Below are 16,791 nucleotides of genomic sequence, written 5' to 3'. Positions count from 1 at the left end.
AGGGGCTCTGCTCGGTACTGGCGTCGGACTATTACTATCCCGCGCAACTGCTCGCCGCGTTCCGCCTCGCCGCCGATGGCGTGTTGCCGCTGACGGAAGCCTGGAATCTCGTCTCCGCCGGGCCCGCACGCGCGACCGGCCTCGCCGATCGCGGCGTGCTCGCGGAAGGCCGCCGCGCCGACATTCTGCTGGTCGACGACAGCGCGCCATTGCGGCCGCGGCTGATCGCGGTGATCTCAGGCGGCAAGCTCGTCCATCTCACCGATGCGACGCGACTGCTCACCGCGGCAGCGACGCCGCGCGAGGCTGTCGTTGCGGCATAAATTGGCTATGCTGAGGCGATGACAGGTTTTCCCCGCTACGCGATCTATTTTGCCGTCGGCAGCGACGGCGCCCTCTCCCGCTTCGGCGCCGAGTTGCTCGGCTATGATGCCTATTCGGGTGACGAGGTTTCGTTTCCGCAGGAAGCGATACAGGTCGCGCCGGACTGGCGCGACGTCACCGCCGATCCCCGCAAATACGGTTTTCACGGCACGCTGAAAGCGCCGATGGCGCTGGTCTCTGGGAAGACCGAAGCTGAGCTGATGGCCGCCTGCGCGGCATTCGCCGGCAAGGCGCGATCGATCCCCACGATCCGGCCGGTGGTCGATGCCATCAGCGGCTTCATTGCCGTCATTCCGGCCGAGCCGGTCGATGCGTTGCAACAGCTCGCCGCGGACTGCGTCCGCGAATTCGATTCGTTCCGCCCAACCTTGACGGCGGAAGATCGCGCGCGCCGCAAGCCGGAAGAGCTGAGCGAACGGCAGCGCGATTATCTCGACCGCTGGGGCTACCCCTACGTGATGGAAGAATTCCGCTTCCACATGACGTTGACGGGACGGCTCGATGCGGACCGACGCGGGCCGATTTTGGCGATGCTGCGGGCGCGCTTTGCGGCGCTGGGGATCGAGACGCTGGCGATCGACCGCATCGCGCTGTTCAGGCAGGATGATGCGAAGGCGCGGTTTCGCATCATCGGTGAGTGGGGATTGGCGCGTTAGCCGGGATCGCGCGGCACATTCAGTGTCGTCCCTGCGAACGCAGGGATCCATAACCACAGGGAGGAGTTATGGGCCGAGCTGGTAACTCCGAGTCGTCGCGCAACCACTCCCTGGGGGCATGGATCCCGGATCTGCGCTTCGCTTGTCCGGGACAACAGCGGAGAATGTCTCACGAGCTTTCGTAGGGCGGGCAAACGCGCAAAGCGCCGTGCCCACGATCTTTCTCGATAGCAACAGGTGGTGGGCACGCTTCGCTTTGCCCACCCTACGACAGCGGCGTACGGGGCCCTACTTCCCCCACCGCAGCGCCAGCGCGTCGCGCTCTTTCGCCAGTTCCAGCAATCCCGCCCTTGTCGCCGGATGCAGCGGCTGGAGCGGATGCCTCACCGCGTCCGACTTGATCACGCCGCCGGCCTGCATCATCGCCTTGCAGGCGATCAGGCCGCATTGGCGGTTCTCGTAATTGATCAGCGGCAGCCAGCGCTCGTAGGCCGCCTTCGCCTTCTCCCGATCGCCGGCGAAATAGGGATCGACGATCTGGCGGATGCCGTCGGGATAGCCACCGCCGGTCATCGCGCCGGTGGCACCGGCGTCGAGATCGGCGAGCAGCGTGATGGCTTCCTCGCCGTCCCACGGACCATCGATGTCCTTGCCGCCCGCCTCGATCAGGCTGCGCAGCTTCGAGGCCGCGCCCGGCACTTCGATCTTGAAATAGCGGATGTTGGAAAACTCGCGCGCCAGCCGCGCCAGCAGCTCGACCGACAGCGGCGTGCCCGCCACCGGCGCGTCCTGAATCATGATCGGGATAGCGATCGCGCCGGAGAGCACCTTGAAGAATTCGACGATGCCCTTCTCCGGGACGCGGAAGGTTGCGCCGTGATAGGGCGGCATCACCATCACCATGGCGGCGCCCGCAGCCTCCGCCTGCTTGCTGCGCGCGGCGCAGACGGCCGAGCTGAAATGGGTGGTGGTGACGATCACGGGAACCCGGCCCGCGACATGCTCCAGCACCGCGTGCATCACGGTCTCGCGCTCGGCATCGGTGAGCACGAACTGCTCGGAGAAATTGGCGAGGATGCAGATTCCGTTCGAGCCGGCGTCGATCATGAAGTCGATGCAGCGGCTCTGGCCCTCGAGGTCGAGCTCGCCGCGCTCGTCGAAGATGGTGGGCGCGACCGGGAACACGCCGCGATAGGGGCGCTGGGCCTTGTGGGGGGTGACCGGCATCGAACTCTCCATCCCTGATGTCTTACGTCTGGCGCTGCGCTCACGGAGCGAGGCGGCACAGATGTAGCCGCCGCGCGGATCGGCGGCAATGCCGAACGCACGACGTCAGGATGGACAAATGAGGCGAAACTACGCGGTCTTCACCGCGCCCAGGAAGCCCTCGACCGCGACGCGGAGGCGATCGGCGTCGGCCGACATCTTCTTGACCGACTCCGTCAGCACCGTGCCGGCGTTGCCGGTCTCCTGGTTGAGCCTGGCGACGCTGCCGATGGTGTCGGTGACCTCGCGGGTGCCTTGCGCGGCCTGCTGGAAGTTGCGCGAGATCTCCGTGGTGGCGGCGCGCTGTTGCTCGACGGCGGCGGCAATCGCCGTCATCTTCTCGTCGATGCCGCTGATGGCGCCGCCGATCGAACGGATGGCGGCAACCGCCTGGCCGGTCGCGCCCTGGATCTCCTCGACCTGACGCGAGATCTCTTCCGTCGCTGTGGCCGTCTGCGAGGCGAGGCTCTTGACCTCGCCGGCGACCACGGCGAAGCCGCGGCCGGCCTCGCCCGCGCGCGCAGCTTCGATGGTGGCGTTCAAGGCCAGAAGATTGGTCTGGCCGGCGATGGCGTTGATCATCTTCACGACTTCGCCGATGCGGCTTGCGGTCTGGTCGAGGATCTCGACCGTCGCGTTGGTCTGCTCGGCCTGCGACACGGCTTCGCGAGCCTCACGGGCGCTGGACTGCACCTGCGCCGAGATCTCGCCGACGGATGCGGAGAGCTCTTCGGTCGCCGCCGCGATGGTCTCGAGATTGTTGGTGGCCTGCTCGGCGGCGGAGGAGACCGCCGCGGTCTGGCTGCTCGATTGCGACACCAGCGAGCGCACGCCGGTCGCGGTGGCATCGAGCTCCCGCGTGGAAGCTGCGACGCTCTGGATGACCGCCTGCACGGTGTCGTCGAAGCTGCGGCATGCCGCATCGACGGTGCCGGAGCGGGCGAGCTGCAGCGCCTGCTGCGATTCGCGTTCGTGGCCCAGCCGCTCCGCGGTCGCCGCGCTCTCGCGCAGGCTTTCGAGCGCGGCGGCCATGGTGCCGAACTCGTCGGGATGCCGGGATTGCGGCACCGGCGTCGCATAGTCGCGCGCGCTGATGCGCGCGATGGCGTCGAGAATGGCGCGAACCGGGCGCATCAGGCGAATTGCGCACCACGTACACGCCGGTCAGGGTCACGGCGAGCGCGAGCAGGAACGCCAGCGACTGCACGATGAGGTTGGTGAGGGCTTTGGCCTGGACCAGCTCGGCGCGCGCGATCGACTGGTCCAATGCCTTGTTTGCGACCCCGACGATGAGCGGGAACGGCGCCTGGCACAGCGTATTCCATTCCGCCGCGGGGAGCGCGGGCTTGCCGCTGCCGTCGAAGCTTTTGGTGAGCTCGTTGATCTGCTTGAGGGCGCCATCGGTCTTGGCCTTGGCGTCGTTGGCCGCGGTCACCAGTTCCGCGGTCACGTCGGGCGCCGCCAGCAATTCGGTCATGCCGGCCCAGGCGGAGGTGATCGTCCCGTCCCATTGCGCCACCGACCGCTTCTGAGCGTCGTCGAGCGGCTTGCTGCTGTTGACGTTGGAGCGAAGGGACGAGCAATGAATGCCGTAGCGATCGCGGACCTGCCAGGCGAAGCGGCGGACCTGGATCATGCGCGCGATATAGGGATCGTTCATCCAGGCGCGGTTCGACACCGCAGTGGAAGCAAGGTTCGCGGTGTCGATCACCTTGGTGACGGCGTCGTACCAGGAATTGGTCCGCTCGATCTTTCGCTCGGCGCGGGGACGCTTGGCCTCGTCGTAGAACAGCTGGAATTGTGGTGAGGCGTCGGCCCAGCGCTGCTTCAGCGTGCCGGCGAGCTCATCACGGCGTGCGAATTCGACGGTCGGGAGGGCGGCGGCAATGGCCTCATAACCTGCCTGCTCGGCCTTCTCGGCGGCATCGAGCTTGGCGCGTGGATCGTCGTCGCCGAGCAGCGCGCTCTGGGCGTCGCCACGATTGGTGCGTAGCGACAGCACGCCCTGGAAGATCGCCTTGTCGGCGGCGGCAAGCCGCTCGGTCTCCAGACTGTCGCTGTAGCGGCCGAACGCGCCGACCATCTGGGTCGCCGTAGAGGCCAGCGCGCCGACGGCGAGCAGCGCCATCAGCGTCAGGAGAAGCGAGCTTACCGATTTCTTAAACATCGTCATGGGTCGGGGGCCTACTCTTCACGAGAGGCCACCTTGCACCGCGACATGCCAAGGTTTGGTTAAAACTTTAGTCAATCACCTGCGGTTGTGACCGCCGCTTCTCCCGGCAGGCCGCGCCCCTCACGCAACCTTGGTGAAATCAGGCGGGCGGCGCTCGGCAAAGGCCGTGAACGCTTCGCGGGCCTCGGCGGTGCGCAGGCGCTGGGCGAACTGCTCGCCTTCCGCCTGCATCTGCGCGACCAGCGCCTCGCCGTTGCGCATCAAGCGCTTGGTGGCAATGAGCGCGCCGGCCGGCTGCCGGGCGAGACGCTGCGCGAGCGCGAGCGCCTCGGCATCGAGCTTGTCGAGCGGCACCACCCGGTTGGCGAGGCCCCATTCCAGCGCCGCCTTCGCCGGCACGGTCTCGCCGAGCGCGAACATCTCGTAGGCGCGGGCATGGCCGATCCGCGTCGGCATCAACAGGCTGGAGGCGGCTTCCGGCACCAGCGCGAGGCTGACGAAAGGCGTCGACAATTGCGCGTTGTCGGCGAGCACGACGAGGTCGCAATGCAGCAGCATCGTGGTGCCGACGCCGACGGCGCGGCCCTGCACCGCCGCAACCAGCGGCCTCGTGCAGCGCGCCAGCGACTGGATGAAGCGGATGACGTTGCGGCTGCCTTCGGACTTGCCGGCTGCGACCGCGGCGAATTCGCCGACGTCGTTGCCGGCGGTGAACATGTCACCCTCGCCGCGGATCAGGATCACGCGGGCCGAGGCGTCGCGCTCGGCGGATTCGATGGCGTCGGCAAGCTTGCCGTACATCGCATCGGTCAACGCGTTCTTCTTGTCGGGACGCGCCAGCGTGAGGGTGAGAATGCCCGCGTTGTTCTCGATCCGGACGTGCTCGGTCATTGATCTGCTCCTTGGTCTGAATGTCGCGTTTCGGAAGATCTTGTCTCGGAAGATCTTGTTTCGGAAGGTCTTGGAAACTTGTCCTGAATGCTGGTCAGCCAGCGCGCGACGATGTCGATCTCCGCGGCTGTGAATCCGTCCGTCAGCGCCGCGTTGACTTCTGCGGCGCCGGCTTTCGCCCGCGCCAGCGCGGTTCGCCCCTTCGGCGTCAGCCAGATCCGCCAGGCGCGACCGTCCTCGCGATCGGTCCGCCGCTCGATCAGCTTCGCGGCCTCGGTGCGATCGACCAGGCCAGAAATGCCGGCCGGCCCCAGATCGAGCGCCGCGCCGGCTTCGCCCATCAGGACGCCGTCCTGCCTGCCGAGGATGAACAACAGCCCGGCCTGCGCCGGCGTCACCGCGTTCTCCGGCCGCGCCGCCATCCAGCGTTGCACGCGGCGCTGCGCGACGCTGAGCAGGTAGATCAGCCGATGATGCCGCGCGTCGACGGATTTATTTCGCATGCGAAGCAAATAGCACCTGCCCTGTTCCTTGTCAAAGCGCTTGACGTTATCCCGCGTCCATGTTCCTTATCTGTTCCATACTCGTTCCAGTTGTAGGGGGGCGTCGTGACGCAGGGGCAGGAGCAAGTGGAGGAGCGGGATTCCGAAAATTCGGCGGACGGTGAGCCCGCCTATGCATTCGAAGTCTTGGATGCGTACTTCGAGGACGTTCAGCTCAGCAAGCTCGCGACGACCACCCGGCAATTTCCCCTCCACATGCGAGTGGACGTCCAGGCCGCGCTGGACAGGCTGCTGGGAGCGCCTGTCGACTTGTTCGGGCTTGCCGAGGAACACTACGAAACGCTGTCGTTTGCGCGCCTGCTCCGCGACGATCGGAGCGCGGTGGCGATCGCACCGCTGCACTATTCCGATGTCGATGTCGGCGAGAGCAGTCCGTCGCGGTGCCTCGACAACGGGTTGTGGCTCTGCGAGCAAGACGGCTTGCGCCATGCGGTTCTGCTCTGCGTCAGCCGCGAATCCCGTCGCGAGCCCGGCATCCGAATCGAAATCATGGTGTCTGCGGGAAGCGCGGGGGCGGCTGTGGTGCAGCGTTGCTTCGGTGCGCTCGAAGACGCCGTGCAAGCGTCGTGCACCTATCGCGGCAAGATCCTGTCGCTCGAGGCGTCTTCCGACTACCGCGGCCTGTCCAGCGGCATCAATGTGCACCGGCTGCCGACCGTCGGACGCGACGAGGTGATCCTGCCGGAGCGAACTTTGCAACTGCTCGATCGCAACGTGCTGAATTTCGTCGGCACCCGCGAGCAGTTACGGCGGCTCGGACAATCGACGCGCAAGGGCATCCTGCTTTACGGACCGCCCGGCACGGGCAAGACCCATACGATACGCTATCTCGCAACGCACCTGCCTGGACACACGACCCTGATTATCACCGCCGAGCAGATCGGCCTGCTCAGCGCCTATATGAGCCTGGCACGGCTGCTGCAGCCATCGATGGTGGTGATCGAGGACGTCGACCTGATCGCACGCGACCGCCGCAACATGGGGCCGTGCGAGGAAACCATGCTCAACAGATTGCTCAACGAGATGGATGGACTGAAGCAGGATGCCGACATCCTTTTCGTTCTCACCACCAACCGGCCGCAGGACCTGGAAGCCGCCTTGGCCGGTCGCCCCGGCCGCATCGACCAGGCCATCGAAGTGCCGCTCCCGGACGAGAATGGCCGCAGCAAGCTGGTGCGCCTCTATGGCAAGGAATTGCCGCTCGACGACGCGATCGTCATCGAGGCTGCCCGCCGCAGCGAGCGGACGAGTTGCGCCTTCATCAAGGAGCTGATGCGGCGGCTGGCGCAAGCAAGTCTCGCGCGCGACGGCGGCAAGTCCATCGTGTCGGCCGACATCGATGAGGCGCTCGACGATATGCTCTTCTCCGGCGGCCGGCTCAATGCGCGTCTGCTCGGCGGGGCGCAGGCGATGGCAGCGGAGTGACGTTCGCTGTCATCCAACCGCCTGTCGCGTCTTACGGCGCGCAGGTGAAGCTCGCCGCCTCCGTCACCGGTCCCGATTTGTAATGCGGCCAGGCCGGCCAGCGGCACAGCGGCAGCGCGCGGAGCGTCGCGAAGGACGGCGCCTCGACCTTCTGCTCGCTGACTTCGAGATCGCCGGGCGCCTTGGCCTTCTCGACCCAGTCGACCAGCACGCTGAGCATGTCGACATTGGCCGGCGCGCCGGAGCCGACATGATCGACGCCGGGTGCGGTGTAGAGCCGCGCGAACTCCGCTGTCTCGGCCTTGCCGAGCTTGCGCTCGACGCTTTCGAAATAGCGGATGCCGGCATAGGGGCTCTGCGCGTAATCGGCCATGTGCTCGAGCATGATCAGCCGGCCGCCGCGGGCGCGGAAGCGGCTGAGATCGGGATCGGTCGAATCCATCAGCTTCGACACTTCGAGCAGCCGCGCCTTGTGCTCCTCCAGCTTGTAGGTGGTGATGTCGAGCTTGGGATCGCGCGCGAAGACATATTGGATGCCGCCGGCGCCGTAGATCCAGGCGATGCCGTTGTTCGGCGCGGGCGGCTGCGCCGGCGGCGCCGTGCCGAGCCACCACGCGGTCCAGCCCCCGGTCGGCCCGATCGCCGGTGTGTCCTCGCCCGACACGCCCCAGCCCGGATAGTCGTCGAGGCCGTTGGCGAGCGCGAACGGGAATTTATAGCTCGCGTGCAGCGTCTCGATCGCCTTGATCTGCGCGTCGGTGAGACACTGGTCGCCGCTCTTGCCGGCCTCACAACGCAGCGTCTCGACCTTGAAGGCCGCCTTGCAGCCGACGGGATCCTGCACCAGCGCATCATCGGAGCCGTCCGCCTTGTCGCACGCCGCGCGCACGGCTTCGCCGACGAGCTTCACCTGGGCCGGGTTGATCCAGCCCGCGCCCATGGTGACGAGACCCGAACGCGTGCCGGCGTGCTGCAGGCCGACCCAGTTGATGACTGGCACGCGGGCAAAGATGCCGTCGAAATCTTCGGGGTAGCGCTGCGCCATGGTCAGGCCTTCACGGCCGCCCTCGGACGAGCCCATGAAGTACATCTTTTCAGGCTTCTTGCCGTAGGCGCGCTCCATCAGCGCAACGGCGGCGTCGCGCACTTTCTTGTAGGCGCGGTGGGCAAAATTCTCGAAGGCTTCGTCATTCAGCGCAAAGACCTGCGGCGGTTCGCCTTGCTTGGTCTCGTGGCCCGAGTCGGTGCCGTAGGTGACGAAGCCGCGCGCCAGCGGCGACGGCTTGTCGAAAGGATAGGCCGGCGGCAGCGCAAGACCGGTGATCAGTACGCCGTTGAAACCGCCGCCGCCATATTGCACCGAGCGGCCGTTCCATTCGACAGGGAGGTTGACCTGGAATCTGATCGGCGGCGCCTTGGGGTCGACCGGGTCGATATGGCCGAGCAACTTGCAGAAGCCGGGATTGGCCGGCGTGATGCGCCCGGACGGCGTCGGCCCGCGTTCGGCAACGGCGATTGGCGAGGGCGCCTGCAACGTCGCGGCATCGATCTTCACGGTGTCGGTGCCGCCGGCAAGACCCTTGCAGACCGTCTCGGCATCCTCCGCCAGCGTCAGCGCCGCAGCGGAATTCGCGCTCAACGCTGCCACGCTCCCCGCGAGCCATGCACATAGCTTCGCCCTGTTTCGCCTCATCGTTTCCACCCGGTTATGTTGCGTTCGAACGTTGGCCTGCATTGAATGCAACCTTCGTCCGTCCGTCAATCGCCGACACGGCCTATCAGAACGATCCCACCGCGCTGCCCAACGCGATCACGGCCACCAGCGCCAGCAGTGATGTCACGATGCCGACCATGACGATGTCGAAATAGCTGTCGCGATGGGTCAGCCCGCAGATCGCGAGCAGGCTGACCACCGCACCATTATGCGGCAGGATGTCGAGGGTCCCCGAGCCGATCACCGCCACGCGATGCATCAGTCCGAGGTCGATGCCAATACGATCGGCAAGTTCGACATAGGTCGGGCCGAGGGCGTCGAGGGCGATGGTCAGGCCTCCCGACGCCGACCCGGTCAGCGCGGCCAGGATGTTGGTCGCGACCGCGAGCGAGACCAGCGGTCCGCCCTCGATTCCGAGGACCCAGTCGCGCACGATCGTGAACGCCGGCAGCGAGGCGACGACGGCGCCGAAGCCGACGAGGCTGGCGACGCTGAACGCGGGCAGCACCGACGCATTGGCTCCGGCGTCCATGGTCCGGCGCAGCGCCGGCAGCCGCGCCCAGTTCAGCGCGATGGTGGTGGCGATGGCCGCAGCCAGCGCGACCGCGACCGACCACACGCCGGCAACGGCCGCGAGCGACGTGGCGCCGAAGCGTTGCTCGGCGAGATAGCCGACGTCGAGCCGCGGCAGCACGACCAGTGACATCACGAGATTGACGGTCACGACGACGACCAGCGGCGCCATGGCGCTCAGCACCGGCGGCGCCTGGTCGCTGCGCTGACCATGCTGCAACTCGGCCGGATCGAATTCGCGCGCAGTCGTCGCGCGCTCGCGCAAGAGCTCGTCGGCCGCGACCTGCTCGATCGCGCCCTCGGCATCTTCGCCGTAGCCCTCTCCGGCGCGGCGCGCAGCGGCTTCAGCGCGGTGCAGCCACCACAATCCCGTGCTGAGCATGATGAGCGAGGCGATGATGCCGAGCCCCGGTGCGGCGAACGGCGTCGTGCCGAAGAACGGCATCGGGATGGCGTTCTGGATCGACGGCGTGCCGGGCAGGGCCGACATCGTGAAGGTCGACGTGCCCAGCACGATCGCAGCCGGGATCAGGCGACGCGGGATCGAGGCGGCGCGAAACAGCGAACGGGCCATGGGAACGATGACGAAGAACGCGACGAACAGGCTGACGCCGCCATAGGTGACCATCGCGCCGGCGAGCACGACCGCCAGGATCACGCGTCGCTCGCCGAGACGCTCCGCCATGAACCTGGCGACCGACGTCACCGCGCCGCTGTCGTCCATCAGCTTGCCGAAGACCGCGCCAAGCAGGAAGATCGGAAAGAACTGCGCGAGGAATCCCGCGGCATTGATCATGAACACCTGGGTCAGGTTCGCGAGTAGCGGTTCGCCGCCGAACAACGCGGCAACGAGCGCGGCGAACGGCGCGAGCAGCAGGACGCTCCAGCCGCGAAAGGCGAACAGCACGAGCAGACCGAGCCCGACGAGGAGGCCGAAGAGACCCATGTCTCAGCACTCCGACAGGAGGACGTCGAGATCGGCGGTCGAACGACGGCCGATATCCGCGCCGTGCTCACGGAGGAAGGCGTCCGCGGCCATGCGCCCCTCGGCGCGCAGCATCGAGACGAACTCCCACTCCGCGTTGAGCTTCGAGGAGGCCCCGAACTTCGCCAGCATGTCGCTCTTGATCCGGTGTGTCCGCATCTTCGCCCAGCGCGCGCCTTCGCCGCTGCCGGGGTCGGCCGCCTGGCGCAGCAGCGCGATCATGCGCAGCTCCTTCATCAGCGGTGAGTTGAAGGAGATCTCGTTCAGCCGGTTGAGAATCTCCGCGGCGCTCCGCGGCTCTTCCAGCCGCTCGGTCGGGTTGATCTGGACGAGAATGGTGTCGTGCGCGTCGCTTTCGCGGACCAGCGGCGTGATCGTCGGGTTGCCGGCGAAGCCGCCGTCCCAATAGGGCTCGCCGTCGATGTCGATGGCGCGGAACATGGTCGGCAGGCAGGCCGATGCCAGCAGCACGTCCACCGTGATCTCCGCGTTGCGGAAGATGCGGCCGCGCCCGGTGCGCACCCGCGTCGCGGTGATGAACAGCTGGATCGGCGAGCCCGCCAGCCGCTCGAAATCGATGCTCTCGGCCAATACCGCGCGCAGCGGATTGTAGCCGGTCGGGTTGAGATCGTAGGGCGACAGTACACGCGACATCAGGTCGGTGAGGATGTAGGCCGGTGACGTATCGAGGGTCCAGCGCCCCATCAGGCGATCGAGCGGCGAGCGCTGCAGTGGGCTGAAGGCCGCGGCCTTCGACACACGGCGCCAATATTGTTCGAGCGCTTCACGCGCGCCCTCGGCGCCGCCGGCCGTCCAGCCGTCCGCCAGCACCGCCGCGTTCATCGCGCCCGCAGAGGTTCCGGAGATCGCGGCGATGCTAAGCCAGCGTTCATCCAGCAGGCGATCAAGCACACCCCAGGAGAAGGCGCCGTGCGAACCGCCGCCCTGAAGCGCGAGATCGATCAGTACCGCGTCCCGTTCCATGGCGGACACTCACGCGACTGAAGTTCAAATTCGACATGATTTTTGACCATGTCGAATTTGACCGCAGTGTGAGAGCAGTCGCCACAAGATGCAACCGGAACGTGGGGGTCCAATTTCCAGTTCGACGCGTTTTCCTGACGCGAACCGGTATCCAATTCGCTCGAAAACGCTTTAGTGCTCGAATACCAGCCTTGCGCCGACAGTTCCGTCGAGGCTGCGGATCTGCGCCAGCAGCGCGCCCGAATCCTGGCCGCCGAGATCGGCATCGAGCACGACGTAGCCGAGATCGCCTGATGTCTCCAGATATTGCGCGGCGATGTTGATGTCGCGCTGCAGGAAGACCTCGTTCAGCCGCCGCAGCATGCCGGGCACGTTGCGATGGACGTGGCTGAATCGCGCGCCGGAGGCCCGCAAATGCAGCTGCACCTCCGGGAAATTCACCGCGCCCATGGTCGAACCCGTGATGAAATAATCCACCAGCTTGCGCGCGACTTCGCCGCCGATGCGTTCCTGCGCCTCTTCGGTCGAGCCGCCGATATGCGGGGTGAGGATGACGTTCTCCAGGCCCTGCACCGGGCTCTTGAAGCGGTCCGCGTTCGAGGACGGCTCGACAGGAAACACGTCGATCGCGGCGCCGGCGAGATGACCGTCGCGCAGCGCGCGCGCGAGCGCGTCGAGATCGACCACGGTGCCGCGGCTGTTGTTGATCAGGAACGAGCCCGGCTTCATCGTCCGTAGCTCCTTCTCGCCGATCATGCCCGCGGTCTCCGGCGTTTCCGGCACGTGCAGGCTGACGACGTCGCTCTGCGCCAGCAGCTCGTCCAGCCGCTCGACCGGCTCGGTATTGCCGTGGCGGAGCTTGTCGGTGCGGTCGAAATAGATCACGCGCATGCCGATGGCTTCGGCCAGGGTCGAGAGCTGCGATCCGATATTGCCGTAACCGACGATGCCGAGGGTGCGGCCGCGCACCTCGCGGCTGCCGGTCGCCGACTTGTCCCAGCCGCCCTCATGGGCCGAGACCGAGCGCGGGAAGATCCGCCGCAGCAGCATCACGATCTCGCCGATCACGAGCTCGGCGACGCTGCGCGTGTTGGAGAACGGCGCGTTGAACACGGGAATGCCGCGCTTGCGCGCCGCCATCAGATCGACCTGGTTGGTGCCGACGCTGAAGCAGCCGACCGCCAGCAGTTGGTCGGCGGCGGCAAGCACCTCGTCGGTGATCTGGGTGCGCGAGCGGATGCCGAGCAGCGAGACGCCCTTGAGGGCGCGCCGCAGATCCTCGCCGTCCAGCGCCTTGGTCAGCCGCTCGACATTGGTGAAGCCCGCGCCCTTGAACAGGTCGACAGCGCTATCATTGACGCCTTCGAGCAGCAGCGCCTTCGCGCTCCGCTCAGGGCTTTGGCCTGGGGCTGACATGGAATCTCCTGAACTGGCGGCTTTGCCGCAGCTCTTAGACCGTGGAGGAGCCCCAGCACAATAGGGGTCGGATACGGGGAGAAGATGGCGGGACGGTGGGTGGCCCGACAGCTGGGTCAAATCACATAAAACCCGTGCGTGCCGTCGCGGCGAAGTTGCTCGACGAGGCCGTATTCCCAATCGAGATAGGCCTGCATCGCTTTTTCCGCGACGTCGGTACCTTCATAGGGGCGGCGGTAGCGATGGGCCGGATCGGGCTTGGGCAGCAGGCGCGGCGGGCCGATCTCGCGCGCGACGTCATAGCCGCCTTCGAGCACATAGACCTCCCAGCCCATCTGCGCCAGCCACGACGCCGTCATGTCGGCGCGGACGCTTCTGTCGTCGGTCAGGACGATGCGCGCACCGCGCACGGGCGCAGCCATATCGGTCTCCTGCACGAGTTGCCCGCCGGGATAATGCCGGAAGCCTGGCAGGTGACCGGCCGAATACTCTTCGGCATCGCGCACGTCGAAGCGATAGAGCGTGCGATCCGTTTGCGCGGCGAGCGCGGCCATCTCGCGCGCACCGATATGGCGCACGCCAGCGCGATAGGCGACGTCGCGCGCATTGGCGGCGCCGCCCTCGAACGGGCCGATCTCGCCGCGCCTGTCGGCGCCGTGGTCGAGCGTGTGCCGCGCCAGCGTCCAGCCGATGGTGCCGTTGCGCAGCGCCCGCACTTTGTTGGGCACGCCGGCATTGATCAGTGACTGGGTGCCGATGATGGAGCGGGTGCGTCCGGCGCAATTGACGATGATGGTGGTGTCAGGACTTGGCGCGGCCTGCCCCGCCCGCAGCACCAGCTCCGCGCCGGGCACGCTGACCGAGCCCGGAATGTTCATGGTCGCATATTCGTCGAAGCGACGAACGTCGAGGATGGCGATGTCGGCCTTGTCCGCGATCAGCTTGGCCACCTCGTCGGCGCTGAGCGAGGGCGTGTGCCTGCGCGACTCGACCAGCTCGCCGAACGCCTTCGAATAGGAATTGACGTCCTCGAAGACCTCATAGCCCGCCGCGCGCCAGGCCTTCAGCCCGCCGTCGAGCGCGCTGACATTGGTGTAGCCGAGCGCGGCGAGACGCTCGGCGCCGGTCGCAACCAGCCCCTCACCGTCGTCATAGAGCACGATCGCCACGTCCTTGCGCGGCAGCCGCGTCTCGGCCTCGATCGCGATCCGGTCGGCGGCCATGTTGGCGGCGAACAGCGGATGCCCGGTCGCAAAGTCCGCCTCGTATCTGAGGTCGAGCAGCGCGATTTCCTCGCGCAGCAGCAGCGCACGGCGGACGTCGGCGGGGGTGAGGGTCGGAAGCTTCATGGCGTTTACCTTGAGGGAAGAGCCGTCAGCTTTTGGACCATCGCGGCAGCGTTGGCCAGCCATACTGGTCACTAGCGCTCGTCTTGGGCCGACTACGCAACCATTACTTTAGTCACATTCGAGCGTAGCGACGACCTGAGAAAAATCGAGTTGCGCCAGAAGGTCCCGACCGATCCAGAAATGGAGCACGCATCCAATATTGGAGTGCCAACCGAGAAACGCAAGTTCGCCTTGTATTTGGAGCAAGAGCGTGTCTTCCAAATGCTCTTCCGCCGCATCTTGCGGCCCACTGCCATATCCCAGCATCTGATGAAGCGCTGTCTTGAAGTGGCGGTACTTGCCGTCGTGCACAGTTGGCGTCTTCCAGTGATTTTGCAGCGCCAGGTTCGTAACGTAGCTGGACGGCGCGTGGTTGAAAATATCGACGTCCTGAGCTGCCATACAACGGATCGTATGGTTGATGGCGTCGCCGAGGTCGTCCGCGATACTACCTACATATGTGGGCACCTTCCCAGCCAGATCCTTGTAGGCATGCGCAACGTCGAACCACCAGGATCTGAAGCTCGCTTTTATTTCCGGATCAACCTCATCCATTGGTGTTCGCTCCTGGCTGCGCTCAAGCCATCCGATCGCACCAGCGTGAAGGCGCTCCAAGCCGACGGTTGCCTCGCCGGTGAGCGGCTTGCCGAAGTATCCATCGGTCAGATCGCCTTGAACGTGGGACAACACCGATCGGACCACGTGGGTGATCAGAAGCCAGTTGAAGGGCCAATCCTGATCCTTCTCGTAGTCGGGCACCCTTCGGAATTGGAGCAGATCACTTTGCGGCGGCTCGCCCGGCCCCAACGCCCTGCATAACTCCTTGATCATGAGCTCACCTCCCACCGCATCCTCGAGAAAGTAGAAATCGCGGAACGGCCGGAACGAAAGCGGGTACTTGAATTCGACCTTGGAATGAAAATCGAGATTGGGATCGAGCCATTTGACCTGGTAGTCACCGTTGGTGCCTGCCAGTGGCATCAGATCGGGAGGTGGCGCGCGGTCAGCATATGCATCACCGTCGGTCGGGCTATAAAGTACGCGACCAGGTGGATGGCTTTCGCCGCAAAACACCGAACTACAGAAGAAATAAAGAGTACCACGCGTCGGAAGCGGCGACCAGCCGCCTCCAGGCACTTCAGCCAAGTCAATTTGAGCCACGAATGTTAGCGCAACTTTTTCTAACTCTCGATCTATCGTGACCCTGACCTCTGCGGTCGGCCAATCAAATTGCGGCGGCAACCTGGGAAGTCCGCCGAAGAAGCTCCGCGCCGGGTCCGTGAGTGGCACAGGCAGGTCACAGCGTCTGACAAGCACGGCAGGCCGCGCCGTTTGTTCGATCTCGTCTCGCTCGGATAACGCCATCAGGGTCGCCCCACGACTTCCGCGTGCATCTTTTGGATCGAACCATGCCGTACAATCGCAGACAAGTGATTCTTGTCTGCCGCCGCATATGCGCTTCGCGCGATGGGCTTTGAGCGGTCGAAAGAGCCCGACTGCTCACTCGCCGGGAACGAGCCGCCCGAGCGGCGTCGGTGCCGGACGCCGCAGCCGGCGGCGCGACAGATAGAGCAGGATGCCGGTGACCGAGAACAACGGCATCAGGATCGCAGCCATCATGAAGGCGAGCTTGCCAGGCCAACCCAGGATCGCGCCGCGATGGATGTCGTAGATGGCCGCGATGATCGTCTCGCCGAACGTCTTGTCGGCATAGCGCTCCGTGGAGACCAGCTGCCCGGTGACGGCGTCGATGCGAAATTCGTCGCGCGTGGTCTCGAGCAGCGATGCTTTCCCCCAGGAGCGGATGCGTATCGCCGTGCCCGCCGCCGGCAGCGTCAGCAGCGCTTTGGAGAAGCGACTGCCCTCCTCGCGCCGAAACGTCGTCGAGGCCTGGTCGAATCCGATCGGCGATGCCGGCTCGGCACGGCCACGGGGCGGCTTTGCGGGCATCTTGGCGGCGGTGACGTGCGGGCGCGCCAGCAGCCAGGTCACGCCGTCCTTGTACCATTCGAAGGAGAAGTACAGCCCGGTGAGCGTCATCGTCAGATAGACCGGCAGCACCCAGGTGCCGATCACGGTGTGCAGAGAGCGATGCAGGGCGCGGCCGCCGAGCCCAAAATTGGGCTTCAGCCACATCTTCACGCTGCCCGCCCGGCGCGGCCAGCGCAGCACGAGGCCGGACACCAGCATGACGATGAGGCCGAGCGCGATGGTGCCGGTGATCGGACGTCCCCAGCCCTTGCCGTCGCCGGGAAGCAGCAGCCAGCGATGCAGTTGGCGCACCGTCGCGAAGAAGGCCTCGCCGCGCGGCGAACCCAGCACGCGCGCGTCATAGGGATCGACATAGAGCGAGGCCGGCCGTCCGCCCTGCTC

At 66.0% G+C, this 16,791-nt stretch carries 13 protein-coding genes and 1 pseudogene; 3 read left to right on the top strand and 11 right to left on the bottom strand.

Features of this window, described 5'->3' with window-relative positions; genetic code table 11:
• The coding region (locus SE92_RS26545; protein ID WP_157095964.1) for an amidohydrolase family protein at positions 1-323 on the top strand (323 nt) is incomplete at its 5' end.
• An 18-nt stretch (positions 324-341) separates the two neighbouring features.
• On the top strand, positions 342-1,040 hold the full coding sequence (locus SE92_RS26540) for a DUF1045 domain-containing protein (RefSeq protein WP_063200044.1): 699 nt from the start codon (positions 342-344) through the stop codon (positions 1,038-1,040).
• Between the two features lie 288 nt (positions 1,041-1,328).
• Here the strand turns inward: SE92_RS26540 and SE92_RS26535 are convergent, their stop codons facing one another.
• From SE92_RS26535 to SE92_RS26520, 4 genes and pseudogenes are all read right to left on the bottom strand, one after another.
• Positions 1,329-2,267 carry a dihydrodipicolinate synthase family protein gene (locus tag SE92_RS26535; protein ID WP_063203774.1) on the bottom strand — a complete coding sequence of 313 codons (939 nt, stop codon included), beginning with the start codon at positions 2,265-2,267 and terminating at the stop codon, positions 1,329-1,331.
• A gap of 129 nt (positions 2,268-2,396) precedes the next feature.
• Positions 2,397-4,479, bottom strand: a pseudogene (locus tag SE92_RS26530) (methyl-accepting chemotaxis protein).
• Between the two features lie 120 nt (positions 4,480-4,599).
• The gene (locus SE92_RS26525) at positions 4,600-5,370 is read right to left on the bottom strand and encodes an enoyl-CoA hydratase (protein WP_063200041.1); all 771 of its coding nucleotides are present in this window, start codon (positions 5,368-5,370) and stop codon (positions 4,600-4,602) included.
• A complete protein-coding gene (locus SE92_RS26520; protein WP_063200038.1) occupies positions 5,367-5,873 on the bottom strand; it encodes a MarR family winged helix-turn-helix transcriptional regulator in 507 nt (168 codons plus the stop codon). Before SE92_RS26520 ends, SE92_RS26525 begins: the two co-directional genes overlap by 4 nt.
• Before the next feature lie 105 nt (positions 5,874-5,978).
• Here SE92_RS26520 and SE92_RS26515 point away from each other — a divergent pair, with 105 nt between their 5' ends.
• Positions 5,979-7,358, top strand: coding sequence for an AAA family ATPase (locus tag SE92_RS26515; protein ID WP_245324703.1), 1,380 nt, complete (start codon positions 5,979-5,981; stop codon positions 7,356-7,358).
• A gap of 31 nt (positions 7,359-7,389) precedes the next feature.
• Here the strand turns inward: SE92_RS26515 and SE92_RS26510 are convergent, their stop codons facing one another.
• The 7 genes from SE92_RS26510 to SE92_RS26480 form a co-directional block, all read right to left on the bottom strand.
• Positions 7,390-9,051, bottom strand: a complete 1,662-nt coding sequence (locus SE92_RS26510) for a tannase/feruloyl esterase family alpha/beta hydrolase (RefSeq protein WP_063200034.1) — start codon at positions 9,049-9,051, stop codon at positions 7,390-7,392.
• Between the two features lie 85 nt (positions 9,052-9,136).
• A complete protein-coding gene (locus SE92_RS26505; protein WP_063200031.1) occupies positions 9,137-10,591 on the bottom strand; it encodes a GntP family permease in 1,455 nt (484 codons plus the stop codon).
• A gap of 3 nt (positions 10,592-10,594) precedes the next feature.
• The gene (locus SE92_RS26500) at positions 10,595-11,614 is read right to left on the bottom strand and encodes a patatin-like phospholipase family protein (protein WP_063200028.1); all 1,020 of its coding nucleotides are present in this window, start codon (positions 11,612-11,614) and stop codon (positions 10,595-10,597) included.
• Between the two features lie 171 nt (positions 11,615-11,785).
• Positions 11,786-13,030, bottom strand: a complete 1,245-nt coding sequence (gene serA / locus SE92_RS26495) for a phosphoglycerate dehydrogenase (RefSeq protein ID WP_063200025.1) — start codon at positions 13,028-13,030, stop codon at positions 11,786-11,788.
• Positions 13,031-13,146: 116 nt separating this feature from the next.
• Positions 13,147-14,379 carry a rhodanese-like domain-containing protein gene (locus tag SE92_RS26490; RefSeq protein WP_063200022.1) on the bottom strand — a complete coding sequence of 411 codons (1,233 nt, stop codon included), beginning with the start codon at positions 14,377-14,379 and terminating at the stop codon, positions 13,147-13,149.
• 108 nt (positions 14,380-14,487) lie between these two features.
• Positions 14,488-15,783, bottom strand: a complete 1,296-nt coding sequence (locus tag SE92_RS26485; RefSeq protein ID WP_063200019.1) for a DUF1963 domain-containing protein — start codon at positions 15,781-15,783, stop codon at positions 14,488-14,490.
• A gap of 135 nt (positions 15,784-15,918) precedes the next feature.
• On the bottom strand, positions 15,919-16,791 hold an 873-nt coding region (locus SE92_RS26480; protein WP_063200016.1), incomplete at its 5' end, for a PepSY-associated TM helix domain-containing protein.

This window comes from Bradyrhizobium sp. AT1, from assembly GCF_001590795.1.
Taxonomy (GTDB): Bacteria; Pseudomonadota; Alphaproteobacteria; order Rhizobiales; family Xanthobacteraceae; genus Bradyrhizobium.
The sequence above is the reverse complement of the archived record's forward strand: the minus strand, read 5'-3'. Positions and strand labels throughout refer to the sequence as shown.